Below are 13,039 nucleotides of genomic sequence, written 5' to 3' on the forward strand. Positions count from 1 at the left end.
CGGGTGGTGTGCCGACTCGCGGCAGAGAGCAGCCAATCCCCCGGCACTTGGAAACCATAGCAACGCAACATTAACCACTCAAGGAACTAATTAACCCTAAAAGTCGCAATGTACGGCTTACGTATCACATATCCCTCTAAGCACTTATGTGACTATTGTCGGATTTTCTTGCTGAGGGAGACGAGTGACGGGTCGCGTTGCGCCATATGTACGGCGCCGAGGATGGCCGCGCGCACGATCGCCTCGGGCTTGTAAAGGTCCTTGTCATGCCACAACGCGGGCCCGGATTCCAGTGCGGGGGCGTCGAGAAGATAGGCGTAGCCGCGAGCCGCCGCCTGGCCGCGCCCGTCCAGGTCCGCGTCGGCCAGGAGCACGGCCTGCATCGCGTAGGCGGTCTCCTCGGCCGTGCCTCCCCATCGACCCCACGATCCATCGGCGTTCTGTGAATCGATGATCCATCGCACGGCACGTTCGACCGGCGCCGGATTCGTTCCGTAGCAGGACAAGGCGAGAACACAGCAGGTCGTGGCGTAGTAGGGGGAGGCGTGCCATCTGTCCTGCCAATTCCCGTCGAGGTGCTGCTGCTCGACGAGCCACGCCGACACCTTCCGCGTTGCTCGTGCGTATCGGCTGTCGAGGCCGGTACGGCCGTGCGCGTAGTGGCCGAGGGTGTCCAGCACGTGCGCGTTCGTGGTGACGGAGTCACCCTGCTCCCCCTGCCAGGTGCAGAAGTGCGTGTCCAGCTCGTAGTGCCACAGGCTGTCCGGCTCCCGCTCGACTCCCAGCAGGGCCAGTGCGTACAACGCCACCGACGTGCTGTCGGCATCCGAGGGGAGCCCCGCCCCGCCCGAAGCCCCGTCAGCACGGATGGCCGCACTCAACTCTTCAAGCAGCCGCGGGGGAACAGCGACTGGGACGCCGGCGCGAACCAGCCAGCTCAACACCCAGCCCCTCTCGAACTCCGTGATCGGCAGAGCGCACGGTACCGGACCCGCGTGACGCTCCGCCGCCCTTTCGAGGTATCCACGCGCCCGAACGCCTGCTTCTGTCTGACCGCGACCCCGCAGCCACGCCGCGGTGGCCGCTGGGGAGCCCCCGACGTTCCCCGCGGCGCCCACGGTGACCCCCGAGGCGCCGCACGCCGCGTCACCGGCTGCTTCCAGGGCGTGCAGGAGCTTGTCCTGTACTACCGCACCGGATTTCAGGTGTGCCTGGATCATCGATACTTTGGCGTTGCTCATTCCTTTTGGCATGGGCAAGCGACCATTACCCATCCAGAGAGCCAGGCCACTCGCTGATTCGTCATTCAATCTGTCAAGGCGCTGATTGATAAGCGTCACCAGCGACGGCGCGATGAGCTCGATGGCGGGCATGTCCGGCAATAACAGATCTGTCGAGAGCCAGCGAAACAGTACATCGAGCCCACGCGAGACGGACTGAGTCGCTTTCGCGTCAGCGGATGCCTGGCCTAAGAGCGCCTCCGTTGCACTCAATGTCGGAATCAGCGCGTAACCGCCCGGTGCGCCCCAGCCGCCATCAGGCCTTTGGGTCGCGATCAGGTGGTTCACCCGTTCGGCATGCCCGACCAACCAGGGAGCAAGGGTCACCAGCCGCCCTGTTTCGTACACGGAGGCGGAGACCTGACCCCAGGGCTGCTCCATGAGTCCGGCGATCAGCCGATCCGCCGCACTGTCCACATCGACCAGCGCGAACGGGAGTTCGTCGACGCTCAATGTGCGCCCCAGTAATCAGTGATCCGGTAGAAGCCCACGCAGAATTCCATCTGCCGCGCCAGGTAGTCGGCGAGCTCCGGCTGAGTGGCCCGCAGCGGATCGAGCATCTTCCAGGACTCCTCGACGAGCCCGTCGATCCGCTGACCCACCTGCTCACGGCTGACGTCGAGCATGAGGGCGTTGAGATCACCCCAGCGCTTCTCCCTCTCGTAGGACGCCAGGTCGTTGAGCAGGCGGATGACTCGTTCCACCGCCCAGCCCGCCTCCCGGCCCTCGGCCACCGATCGCGACGTACCCGTCCAGATCCAGTGCGTGGTGAAGACCAGCGCGAGGCCGATACTCGCGGCGTTGGCCAAGTAGTCCTCGAAGGAGGGACGTGCGGCGGATTTCCACTGCCATTCCAGTGTCATGGCGCGGAGGAGCCGTTCGAACTCCTCGTGCCAGATGTCTCGCAGATCGGCGAAGGCCGGAGCAGTCGCCAGCTCGTCACGGACCTCGGTGAGGAAGCGCGTGAGGTCGTCGTACGCCTCCGCGCCGTTGGCGACGGCGATACACCCTTCGACGATGGACACCACCTCGTCCTCTTCGGTCGCGACATAGTCGATGAGCCAGTCGAGGGCGAAACTCCACAGGGTCATGCGGTGCGTCAACCGAAGGTCCGCCGCTGTCAGCTGCGGGGCGCTGAAGGCCATGGCGAGTGAGATCGTGCTGAAGAACGCCGGGTCGAACGCCGTGGCCGGAAAGAGCGCGGGATAGGCCTTGGCCTGTGCCTGCATTTCTCTCTGGATCTGGCCCGCCACCCCGCACGCGCTGCCTATCTGGGTGGTCGTCAATGCGCCTCCGCCGGCCGTCAGGCGGTTGATCATTACTTCTCCACTACACGGTCTTGACGGGGATGCAGCACTATCTCGACTTCCTGGCGAGGCTTCAGTGAGAGTCCGATCCGAGGCTCCACCGGCGATGGCGTGCGCAGATCAGGCCGGAACCGGGTAAGGATCGCGGCCAATACGAGCTGTGCCTCCATCATGAAGAGGTGCCGGCCCAAGCACTGGTGCGGACCTGTACCGAAGGCAACGTACGAGGACGCCTGACGGCCGTCCTGCCGGTTCGGCGCGAATCGCTCCGGGTCGAACACGTGCGGGTTCTCCCAGACGCTTTCCAGTTGGTGAGTGATGAACGGGCTGATGAGGACGGTCGCCCCGGCCGTGATGTGGACGCCGTCGATGACGTCGTCACCTGCCGCTTTTCGCGGCACCATCCAGCCCACCGAATACATTCGGAGCAGTTCCTGCAGGAACATTTTCGTGTACCGAAGTTCCGTCAGGTGCGATCGCCGGGGCGGCCCTTCTCCCACCACGCGGTCGATCTCCTCATACAGCTTGGCCGCGACGTGCGGATTCTCGTCCAACGCCACCCAGAGCCAGATGAGTGCCACGGCGGACGATTCCGCGCCGGCCACGAAGAGCCCGACGATCTCATCGCGGAGCTGCTGGTCGTCGAGTCGCCGCCCGTCCGCGCCGCGCGCCTGTAGCAGCAGTGACAGGACGTCGCGGCTGTCCGATGGCGTGCGCCGAGCCTCCTCGATGACCGGGAACACGATCTCGTCGATGTCGCGAATCGCGCGCTTGAATGTGCGGTCGCCCGGCATGGGAATCCAGTCGGGAACGAAGGAGAAAACGATCCGGGATGCCAGGGCGGTGGTGGCGGAGACGATCGCATCGCCGAGCCTGTCGGCGACGTCCACGGAAATTCTGTCACCGATGAAGAACCGTGTGACGGAATGCTGAACGATACGGGTCATCTCGCGCTCGGCGGAGACAGGGTGCCCTGTCCTCGCTTTCAGGTCCAGGTCGTCGACCCGGTCGATGATCGTCGCAACGATGTCGTCGGTGATCGCGGCGACGTTCTTGCCGGCGAACACCGGTTGGAGCATTGGCCGGATGTACTCCCAGTACTGTCCTTCGCCGCCGATTCCGTAACCGACCAGCGTGCTCAACGGGCGCCAGAACATGCCGAGGCGCGGGTAGTTCGCGGCGTTGCCGCGCAGAACGTGATGGATGTGGTCCGGTTGGGATACGAGATACGGCCGGAAGGCTCCCAAGTCGAGCTGGATGATCTCTCCGCCCGCCTGGACGCCTATCTCCCCGAACGCCTTCATCGGGTCACGTAGTAACTGGAAGGTCTTCCGATAGAGCGGGATCCGCCTTGCCTGCCTCGCCCGCAGATGGTCAGTGTCAAGCGGCAAGGCCACGGTCTTCCCCTCGCGCCGGCACCATCTGTTGTCTCTTAAGCCACCATGTGCCAGAAGGGGCAACTCTTCCGACATACGTAACTTTTCGGGCCGAGTATCACATGATCACCTCTTGTTGATCAAGGTGGGTGGAGGGTGACACTTGTCTCCCGAACCTATGTTTAGGGGGCGACTGTCACTGCTTGCCGCCCTTGATCCGATGTGCGGTTGGCTCGAGGAGGCGTCCCGGCGTTCGTGAGATGTTCGAGTCGCCGGAGGCTGGTCGCGGTGGTTTTGAGGTCCTGGGCTCGGCGCGTCGGTGTCGAGAGGCATGGTCGCGATCTCCCGCTCTGAGCGGCCTCGGCAGTCCGATCTTCCGGTCTCAAATGTCGGGATATTTCAGGACAAAAGTAGTTTCCTTGGGTAAGTATCGCATGATCGTCTCTGGTATCTCAAGATCGGACAAGGTAGGAGCACCCGATGAATCCTGGGCACTCGCCCACATCCTGGTCCGGAGAGGACGAGTTACAGAGAGCGCGGCGGCTGGCCGAGCCCGCATTGCGGGAGGCGGTCGCGGGGCTGCATCCGTGGGGGGAGCGGATGGCCTCGTTCACGCTGGGCTGGTCCGACGTCGACGGCCTGCCGTACGACGGGGACAGCGGGAAGAACCTGCGGCCGGCGATCGCGATGCTGGCGGCCGAGGCGGTCGGCGCCACGGCCGAGGCGGCGCTGCCGGGGGCCGTGGCGGTGGAACTGGTGCACGCGTTCTCGCTGGTGCACGACGACATCATCGACCAGGACGAGCGGCGGCGGCACCGGGAGGCGCTGTGGAAGGCCTACGGCGTGGGGCCGGCGATCCTGACCGGTGACTCGCTGCTCGCGCTGGCGATCGGACGGCTGGCGCAGGAGGGCGATCCGCTGGCGGTGCGGTACCTGTCCAGCGCACTGATCGACCTCGTGCACGGCCAGACGCTGGACATGGTCTTCGAGGACCGGCCTTGGAGCGGTCCCGGGGCGGTGACGGTGGCCGAGTACACCGAGATGACGGCAGGTAAGACCGGCTCGCTGCTGGCGGCGGCCGCTTCGCTGGGCGTGATCCTGGGCGGGGCGCCGTCGCTGGCGGAGCCGATGTGGCAGATGGGGCGCGACCTGGGGATCGCCTTCCAGATCGCCGACGACCTGCTGGGCATCTGGGGCGATCCGGAGCAGACAGGCAAGCCCATCTACAACGATCTACGGCGGGCCAAGAAGACGCTTCCGGTCCTGGCCGCGCTGCCGGTGAGCCCGGACCTGGCGGCCCTGCTCAGCACGGAGGCCTCGGACGACGACTTCCGCGAGGCGGCCGAGCTGATCGAGCGCGCGGGCGGGCGCGCCACGGCCCTGGACCTGGCCGAGTCCCACCTGACCGCGGCGCTGACCACCCTGCGCAGCGAGCTGCCCAGGGCAGAGGCCCTGCACGACCTGTGCGCGGCCCTCGTGCACCGCTCCCGCTAGCCCTCCTCGACAAGCAACGCCCGCCGGCCCGGGACCCACGCCCAGAAAGCGCCGAAGCGGCGGGCAACCCTCCTCGGCAACGCCCGTCGGCCCGGGAACCCACGCCCAGAAAGCGCCGTAACGGCGGGCGAGCGTCCTCGACTCGCCGGAAGCGCCGGGCGCGGGGCCTCAGCCGAAGTGCGGTGGGCGGCGGGTGGTGTGGCTCGCCGTACCAGAAAAGTGTGGCTAGCTTGGGATGTGGTCGCGCCAGGAGTGGGCGGGGACGAAGCCGAGTTCCGCGCGGGCCCTGGCGATCGACAGCAGCGTGCCGTACTCCGGCAGGTCGCCCCTGATCGGCACGCCGGGGTAGACCTCCGCCATGAGGTCGGCCGACGGCCGGTTCATGATCGTGTCGGCCGCGGCGATGACGAAGCTGCGCGCGCCCGTGACCGGCGCCTCGAGCGCGAGCCGGCACGAGGTCGCCACGTCCCGATGGTCGATGTACCCCCACAGGTTCCAGCGCCGCGAGCGCGCGTCGGACCAGAAGCCGGGCACGCGCGCGTACTCGTCCTCAGTGAAGATGTTGGAGAAGCGCAGCGCCACGAACGGGATCCCGGACCACTCGGCGACGTGCGCGGCCGTGGTCTCGCCGACGACCTTGGACAGGGCGTAGGTCGAGGTCGGATACGGGTAGTGGTCCTCGTCCACGGGTGCGTAGCGGGGCGGGGTGTCGAAGGGCAGGCCGAGCGTCGTCTCGCTGGAGGCCCACACCACCCGGCTCAGCCCGAGCTGCGCGGCGGCCAGGAACACGTTGGCGTTCATCGTGGTGTTGTCGGCGTAGGTGGTGGCCGGGGTGCGCAGCCCGGGGGCGGGGATGTTGGCCATGTGGACCACGGCGTCCACCCCGGCCAGGACCTCGACCGCTGCGCCGTACCGGGTGAGGTCGGCCTGCATGACGTCCTCGCCGCCCGCGGTCCGCAGGTCGGTGGCGACGACCTCGTGGCCGTGGGCGAGCAGGTCACGGACGATGGCACGGCCCGCCGTGCCCGCGGCGCCGGTCACGCAGACTCTGGACATTCGCTCTCCTCGCCGCAGAAAGGGGTCCGTTCTTCACGAACCGTAGCAATCTACGAGCGCGGCCTGGGCGACAGCAGGCAGAGATCGATCAGCGACGTCCTGCGCAGCACCACCCCGCACTCACCCGACGGCGTCGGGCTCGGACTGGAGCTGGGACTCGGACGGGGCGCCGGGGTCGGCGTCGGCGTCGGCACCACCCTGGCAGCGGGAGATGCGGTTGGCAGGGTCCCCCCGCAGTGCCACGACGCCTCCTCGGCGCCTGGCACGCAGTAGACCGCTGGCCCCGGCGGCCCGGGAGGCCCGGCGGGACCGGGAGACCCGGAGGGCCCCGGCGAGCCGGTGGGCCCGGGAGAACCGGAGGGACCGGGCGAACCGGGCGCGCCGGGCAGCCCGTGAGACCCGGGGGGACCCTGGAACCCGCGCAATCCAGGCAGGCCGGGAAGCCCACGGCTGCCGCGCTCGCCGACCTTGGGGACGCCGCCGAGCTGGCGCACCTGCTGGAAGAGTACCTCGCGGTCGTGCTGGGCGGCCTGCAACTGCGCGCCGAGTTCGCGGATGGCGGCCGAGACCCACAGGGCCAGGGCCACCAGGATGGCGATGGTCACGAAGAGCGCCAGGTCGCGGCGCGTCGGGCGGAACTTGTTCTCGGTCACGCCGTGCCCTTCGCGGTCAGCCAGATCTGGACCAGCAGGGACACCAGGAGCAGAGCCGCCGGGATGACCCCGGCGTAGACGCTCTGCCGCCAGTTGGTGCCGCGGTCGCGCTCGCGGGCCTCGATGTGTGCCAACAGCGACTTGATCTCGCCGCCGAGGCGCTCCTCGAGGTCTTCGAGGTCGCGCTCGACGGTGGTGAAGCGGCGCTCGATCGCCCGCTGCTCGGCCACGAATAACTCCTGAGACATCATTCTCTGGAGCGCGCGCTGGAGATCGGCCAGGCGGCGCGCGAGCTCGCCTGCCGATGGCTCTTCGGCCATGGGGACTCCGGGACAGGGGGGAACGGCTACATGCAGGATCGCTAATAGTAACCCATCGGTAACGTTCCGCGATGACACTACGCCGAGGCCGTGTCCAGGAGCGCGAGCTCGTCCCGGCCGAGCGTGACCGAGGCGGCGGTCAGCAGCGCCTGGAGCTGGGTGACGTTCCTGGCGCTCGCGATGGGCGCGGTGACCGTCGGCTGGGTGGCCAGCCATGCCAGCGCGACGGCGGCGAGCTCGGTGCCGCGCTCGGCGGCCACCTTGGCCAGCACGTCCAGCACCTTCGGGCCGCGCTCGGTCCGCAGGTACTCCGACGCCTGCCCGGCCCGCGGGCTGTCCACGGTCACGCCAGGCGCGTACTTGCCCGTCAGGAAGCCGCGGGCCAGCCCGAAGTACGGCGTGCTGGACAGGCCCTCGCGGGACGCCACCTCGCGCAGTGCGCCCTCGTAGCCGCGCTCGACCAGGTTGTAGGGCTGCTGGAGCGCCACGTACCTGGCCAGGCCCTCCTCGTCGGAGATCCGCAGCGCCTCGGCCAGGCGGTCGGCGCCGTAGTTGGAGGCGCCGATGTAGCGGACCTTGCCCTCGCGGATCAGCGCGTCGAAGGCGGACAGCGACTCGGTCAGCGGCGTGTCTTGGTCGTCGACGTGCGCCCAGTACAGGTCGATGCGGTCGGTGCGCAGGCGGCGCAGCGAGTTCTCCACCGCGGTGCGGATCGTCCTGGGCGCCAGTCCCTCCAGGCCTTGGAGCATGCCCACCTTCGTGGCCAGCACGATCTTGTCGCGGTTGCCGCGCTTGACCATCCACTCGCCGATGATCGTCTCGGACGTGGACTCGCCCGTGGCCCAGGCCGGGTAGACGTCGGCGGTGTCGATGAAGTTGCCGCCGCCGGCCACATACGCGTCCAGTACGGCGAAGGAGGCCTCCTTGTCCGCGGTCCAGCCGAAGACGTTGGTGCCGAGGCATATCGGAAAAACGGACAGAGCCGTGGTGCCAATTGATCGCATCCCGCTATTATCCGCGCATCCAACAGGGAGGCTCGATAGCGCCCCGGTCACGCGCCTGCCTCATCGGCGTGATAGCGGCCGTTGCCGCGCTCAGCCTCGGAGCTCACGATCCGGTCGCTCGGTGCCACCACGAAGGTGTAGGGGCCTCTGCTGCTTGAGGTTGCTCTGCGGCGATGAGGCTGTTTCGGGTGTACGGCTACCGCCGCCCCACCAGCCACTCACCGACGCCCCGTCCCGCCGCACCCGGCGACACGCATGCGCCCGCCGGGTCGCTCGCCGCAACGACCCGAGGAAGCCGCCCGAGTGGGAACCACCGAACCCGGGCACGCCGCAAGCGTGGGAGGTCAGTGCTGTGAGGATGAGAGGTCGAGGTCGCGGGGGGTGAGCAGCCAGACCCCGACGGCCGCGATCAGCGCGATCACGGCGCCCGCCGCGCACGTCACCGCGAGCGAGTCCGTGAACGCCTGCCTGGCCAGGCCGGCGACCCCCGAGCCCGCCTGGGAGGCGACGGTGAGCGCACCGCCGATCGACTCCCGGACGGTCGAGGCCGCGGACCCAGTGACACCCTGGGCCGCGAGCGCGTCCAGCGGCAGGCCGGAGCGGTAGACGGCGGCGGCGATGCTGCCCAGGACGGCGACGCCGAGCGCCCCGCCCACCTCGTAGCTGGTCTCCTCGATGGCCGCCGCGCTGCCCGCCTTCTCCGGCGGCGCCCCGGCCATGATGACCGCCGACGCGATCGCCAGCGACCCCATCCCCAGCCCGATGAGCACCAGCGAGATCGCCATCGGCAGGTAGCCGGTCGGGTTGACGGCCACCACGGCGAGCCCGAGCCCGACGATCACGAGCCCGCCCGCCAGCACCGGCCTGGCCCCCACGCGCGTGGCGATCGAGGGCGCCAGCGGCGAGACGACCAGCGCGGCGAGTGCGGCGGGCAGCAGCCGCACCCCGGTCTCCAGCGGCGTGTACCCCTGCACCAGTTGCATCCACTGGGCCAGCAGCAGCATCATCCCGGCCATCGCGATCTCGGTGGTCAGCGCGGTGATGGTGCCCGCGCTGAAGGACGGCCGGCGCAACAGCCGGATCTCCAGCAGCGGATCGGGCCGCCGCAGGCACCGGGCCACGAACCAGCCGAGCCCCGCCACGGCCACCGCGAGCGAGACGAGCGAGGCCGCGTCGGCCAGGCCGTACTCGCTGATGCGCTTGATCGCGTAGACCAGCGCGACCATGCCGGCGATCGACAGCACCGTGCCGAGGGCGTCCCAGCGGCCGGGGCGCGGGTTGCGCGACTCGGGCAGCAGGAACACCCCCGCGACGATCGCCACCACCATGACGGGCACGTTGACCAGGAACGCGGCCTGCCAGCTGAAGCGCTCGAGCAGCAGTCCGCCGACGATCGGCCCGAGCGCGCTGCCGACGGCGGCCATGGCCGCCCAGACGCCGAGCGCGGTGGCCCGCTCGCGCGCGTCGGTGAACAGGGTCCTGATCAACGACAGCGTGGACGGCATGATCATCGCGCCGCCCACGCCGAGCAGCGCCCTGACCGCGATCACCGCGCCGGGGCTGTGCGCCCACAGGATCGCGGTGGAGGCCGCGCCGAACACGGCGAACCCGGTGATCAGCATCCTCTTGCGGCCCCAGCGGTCGCCCAGCGCGCTCACGGTGACCAGCAGCCCGGCCACCACCAGCGCGTAGACGTCGACCATCCACAGCAGCTGGACGGCGCCGGGCCGCAGGTCCTCGGAGATCGCGGGCAGTGCCACGTTGAGCAGCGTGATGTCGATGACGACCAGCAGCAGGCTTGCGGACAGTACGGCGAGCGCGGCCCACCGCCGCCGGACAGGCGTGGCGACAACGGTCATGAGGTCCCCCGCAGGAAGGTGTCGGTGAGCAGCCGTGGCACGTCCCGCCTGGCGACGTCGCCGCGGCGCAGGCTCTCGCGCACGGCCACCAGCAGGCCGTAAACGGTGTTGCTGATCCAGCGCGGCGGCAGGTCGGCCCTGATCACCCCAGCTCGCTGGGCGGCCACGTAGAAGGCGATCTCCCGCTCTTCCAGCTCGTCGGAGCGGCGCAGCAGCTCCGGGTCGGTGCCCAGGGCGTAGTCGGTGAGCCCGAAGCCGTACTCGTCGGCGCAGCCGATCAGGCCGAGCAGCAGTGCCCGCAGCGCCGCCTCGGGATCGGCGGCGTCGGCGATGCCCGCCTCGTCCTGCACCCGCTCCCACTGGTCCAGCGCGCAGTGGCCGAGCGCGATCATGAGCTCCTCCCGGCTGCTGAAGTGCCGGTGGAGCGTGGCGCGGCTGACCCCGACCGCCTCGGCCAGCTGCGCCATCGAGGCCGTGGGGTCCTGGTTGAGGTGCTGGATCGCCGCGCTCATGATCTGCTCACGGCTCACCGTCATCACACAACCCCGTCTCGTTTGCGACAATTTCGTCTCATACGATACAGCACGGCCATCTCGCTTCGGCGGGATGGCCGGGGCGGGGCCGGGAGCGTTATGGTTCGGCTGTGGTCATCGGTGACGCGCGCACGCGCATCCTGGACGCCGCCGAGGAGCTGTTCGCCGGAAGCGGCTACGAGGCCACGCCCACGGCCGTCATCGCCAAGCTCGCCCGGGTGCCCAAGGGGCTGGTCTTCCACTACTTCCCGCGGAAGATCGACGTGCTGGTGGCGCTCGTCGACGAGCGGACGCTGGTCGAGGAGGGCAAGGAGGTCGACGCCGTGCCCGGCGACCCGGCGGGCACGCTGTCCAAGCTGGCGCGCAGGCTGCCGCTGCGGGCCTCACCGGCGATGCGCCGCATCCTGTTCCGCGAGGCCGACACGCACGGCTCGGTCAAGGAGCGGCTCGGCCGGCTCAACGGCGAGCTGATCAGACGGGCCCGCTTCGCCCTGGAGCTGGCGCTGCCCGGCAGCAGGGGCGACGCGGCGCGGCTGGAGGTGGCCGCGGCCACGTTCGCCGCCGTGCTGCTCTACCAGGAGAACCTCTGCCTGCTAACGGGTCACCAGATCGATCCCGACGCGGTCGCCGAGCTCATCGCCCACTCGCTCGTCTAGCAGCTCGTCCAGCGCCTTGCGCAGGAACCCGATCAGGCTCCACACGTCGTCCACCCGCTCGGGGCAGGCCACGACGCCGAAGTCGAGCATGCCGTCGTAGGAGAAGCAGGTGATGTTGAGCCCGCCGCTCAGGTCGGTCAGCACCGACATGGGATAGTACGACAGCACCCGCCCGCCGCACAGATAGAGCGGGAACTGCGGGCCCGGGACGTTGCTGATGATCAGGTTGATCGGCGGGAACGCCACCGAGGCCAGCCGGAACACCGCCGGGGTGGCCACCGAGGTGACCGGGGCGGGCAGCATCGAGCACAGCTCGTTGAGCCAGCCCGCCGGGGCCTGCGCGAAGCGGCGCTTGGCCGCGTGCATCGCGGCGCCCATCGTGCGCAGCCGCTCGTGCGGATCGGCGACGTTGGTGGCCATGGGCGCGGCCATGGCGGAGATCTGGTTGCCGACCAGGTCGCGGGCGCTCGCCGTACGGACGGCGACGGGGACGGCGGCCAGCAGCGGCTCGTCGGGCAGCGCGTCGCGCTCCTGCAGCCAGGTCCGCAGTGCGGCGGCGCAGAGCGTCATCACCACGTCGTTGACGCTGAGCCCGTGCGCCCTGGCCACGGCCTTGACGTCCTTGAGCGGCACCGAGCCGAACGACAGCTCGCGCCGCCCGCTGATCGGGCCGTTGAGCGGGGTGCGCGGCGCGGAAGGGCGGGGCAGGTCGGCGCGGGGCTTCTGGTCGCCGGTGAGCAGGCGCGCGGTCCTCGCGATCAGCCGCGCGCCCGGCAGTGTGCCCGCGAGCGGGATCGCGTCCAGGTCGCCCACCGCGCGGGCGAGCGAGCCCAGCGCCCGCACGGGGTGGGTGGCGTTGCGCACGGCGGCGCCGGCCAGCATGCCGAGCAGCCCGGGCGCGCCCTCCGGGTCCTCCGTGAGCGGCTCGACCGTGCGGCACTCCGGCGACAGGTCGAGCAGCGTGGCCAGGGTCTCGGCGCCGGAGACGCCGTCGATGGCCGCGTGGTGCACCTTGGTGTAGACGGCGACCCGGCCGCCGGCCAGGCCGTGGATCAGGTGCATCTCCCACAGCGGGTGCGCCCGGTCCAGCCTGCGGGCGTGGATCCCGGCCACCTCGGCGGCCAGCGCCCGCTCGTCTCCCGGGGCGGGCAGCCACGTCTCGAACAGGTGGTTGGCCAGGTCGAAGTCAGGATCGGCGGTCCAGTACGGGCGGTCGAGGCCGAGCGGCACCTCGGCCAGGCGCAGGCTGAGCGCGGGGGACAGGTGCACCCGCTCGGACAGCAGCCGGGCCAGCGCCTCGCGGTTGACCGCCCCGTCGGCCGGGTCGAGCACGGCCAGGCCCGCCACGTGGGCGGCGGTCGTCTCCGACTCGGCGTTCAGGAACTGCGCGTCGAGCGCGGTCAGCTGGCGCATTGCATCACCCTTACACGGCGGCGTTTCTGAAAGGTTTCCGCGCGAGTCTTACAGATGAATTCGGGGGCGCCGGACACGTATTCGGGGA

The 13,039-nt window shown here is 69.5% G+C and carries 12 protein-coding genes; 2 read left to right on the top strand and 10 right to left on the bottom strand.

Features of this window, described 5'->3' with window-relative positions; all coding sequences use genetic code 11:
• Window positions 1-152: 152 nt before the first annotated feature.
• Genes ACIBHX_RS05590 through ACIBHX_RS05600 form a run of 3 tightly spaced genes read right to left on the bottom strand, consistent with a single transcriptional unit; the run spans window position 153 to window position 3,984 of the window.
• Window positions 153-1,733, bottom strand: coding sequence for a prenyltransferase/squalene oxidase repeat-containing protein (locus tag ACIBHX_RS05590; RefSeq protein ID WP_397064512.1), 1,581 nt, complete (start codon window positions 1,731-1,733; stop codon window positions 153-155).
• A complete protein-coding gene (locus tag ACIBHX_RS05595) occupies window positions 1,730-2,599 on the bottom strand; it encodes a terpene synthase family protein (RefSeq protein ID WP_397064514.1) in 870 nt (289 codons plus the stop codon). Before ACIBHX_RS05595 ends, ACIBHX_RS05590 begins: the two co-directional genes overlap by 4 nt.
• Window positions 2,599-3,984 carry a cytochrome P450 gene (locus tag ACIBHX_RS05600; protein WP_397064515.1) on the bottom strand — a complete coding sequence of 462 codons (1,386 nt, stop codon included), beginning with the start codon at window positions 3,982-3,984 and terminating at the stop codon, window positions 2,599-2,601. Before ACIBHX_RS05600 ends, ACIBHX_RS05595 begins: the two co-directional genes overlap by 1 nt.
• A gap of 459 nt (window positions 3,985-4,443) precedes the next feature.
• Between ACIBHX_RS05600 and ACIBHX_RS05605 the strand changes: the two genes are divergently transcribed.
• On the top strand, window positions 4,444-5,457 hold the full coding sequence (locus ACIBHX_RS05605) for a polyprenyl synthetase family protein (protein ID WP_397064517.1): 1,014 nt from the start codon (window positions 4,444-4,446) through the stop codon (window positions 5,455-5,457).
• Window positions 5,458-5,682: 225 nt separating this feature from the next.
• On the opposite strand, the gene ACIBHX_RS05610 is transcribed toward ACIBHX_RS05605, so the two are convergent.
• From ACIBHX_RS05610 to ACIBHX_RS05635, 6 genes are all read right to left on the bottom strand, one after another.
• The gene (locus ACIBHX_RS05610; protein WP_397064519.1) at window positions 5,683-6,513 is read right to left on the bottom strand and encodes an NAD-dependent epimerase/dehydratase family protein; all 831 of its coding nucleotides are present in this window, start codon (window positions 6,511-6,513) and stop codon (window positions 5,683-5,685) included.
• A gap of 50 nt (window positions 6,514-6,563) precedes the next feature.
• Window positions 6,564-7,166: a hypothetical protein gene (locus tag ACIBHX_RS05615; RefSeq protein WP_397064521.1), complete on the bottom strand. Its 603-nt coding sequence runs from the start codon at window positions 7,164-7,166 to the stop codon at window positions 6,564-6,566.
• Complete coding sequence (locus ACIBHX_RS05620) at window positions 7,163-7,396, bottom strand: hypothetical protein (protein WP_397064523.1); 234 nt, start codon at window positions 7,394-7,396, stop codon at window positions 7,163-7,165. The genes ACIBHX_RS05615 and ACIBHX_RS05620 overlap by 4 nt, the downstream gene beginning before the upstream one ends.
• A 167-nt stretch (window positions 7,397-7,563) precedes the next feature.
• A complete protein-coding gene (locus ACIBHX_RS05625) occupies window positions 7,564-8,490 on the bottom strand; it encodes an aldo/keto reductase (protein ID WP_397064524.1) in 927 nt (308 codons plus the stop codon).
• 344 nt (window positions 8,491-8,834) lie between these two features.
• Window positions 8,835-10,349 (bottom strand): MFS transporter, encoded by a 1,515-nt coding sequence (locus tag ACIBHX_RS05630; RefSeq protein WP_397064525.1) that lies wholly within the window; start codon window positions 10,347-10,349, stop codon window positions 8,835-8,837.
• Window positions 10,346-10,885: a TetR/AcrR family transcriptional regulator gene (locus ACIBHX_RS05635; protein WP_397064527.1), complete on the bottom strand. Its 540-nt coding sequence runs from the start codon at window positions 10,883-10,885 to the stop codon at window positions 10,346-10,348. Before ACIBHX_RS05635 ends, ACIBHX_RS05630 begins: the two co-directional genes overlap by 4 nt.
• A gap of 107 nt (window positions 10,886-10,992) precedes the next feature.
• Here ACIBHX_RS05635 and ACIBHX_RS05640 point away from each other — a divergent pair, with 107 nt between their 5' ends.
• Entirely contained in the window at window positions 10,993-11,538 is a 546-nt protein-coding gene (locus ACIBHX_RS05640) for a TetR/AcrR family transcriptional regulator (protein WP_397064529.1), read from the top strand.
• Here ACIBHX_RS05640 and ACIBHX_RS05645 read toward each other — a convergent pair.
• The gene (locus tag ACIBHX_RS05645; protein WP_397064531.1) at window positions 11,476-12,951 is read right to left on the bottom strand and encodes a wax ester/triacylglycerol synthase family O-acyltransferase; all 1,476 of its coding nucleotides are present in this window, start codon (window positions 12,949-12,951) and stop codon (window positions 11,476-11,478) included. The two genes, ACIBHX_RS05640 and ACIBHX_RS05645, sit on opposite strands and share 63 nt — an antisense overlap.
• Window positions 12,952-13,039 lie beyond the last annotated feature (88 nt).

This window comes from Nonomuraea sp. NPDC050536, from assembly GCF_044457685.1.
Lineage (GTDB): Bacteria > Actinomycetota > Actinomycetes > Streptosporangiales > Streptosporangiaceae > Nonomuraea.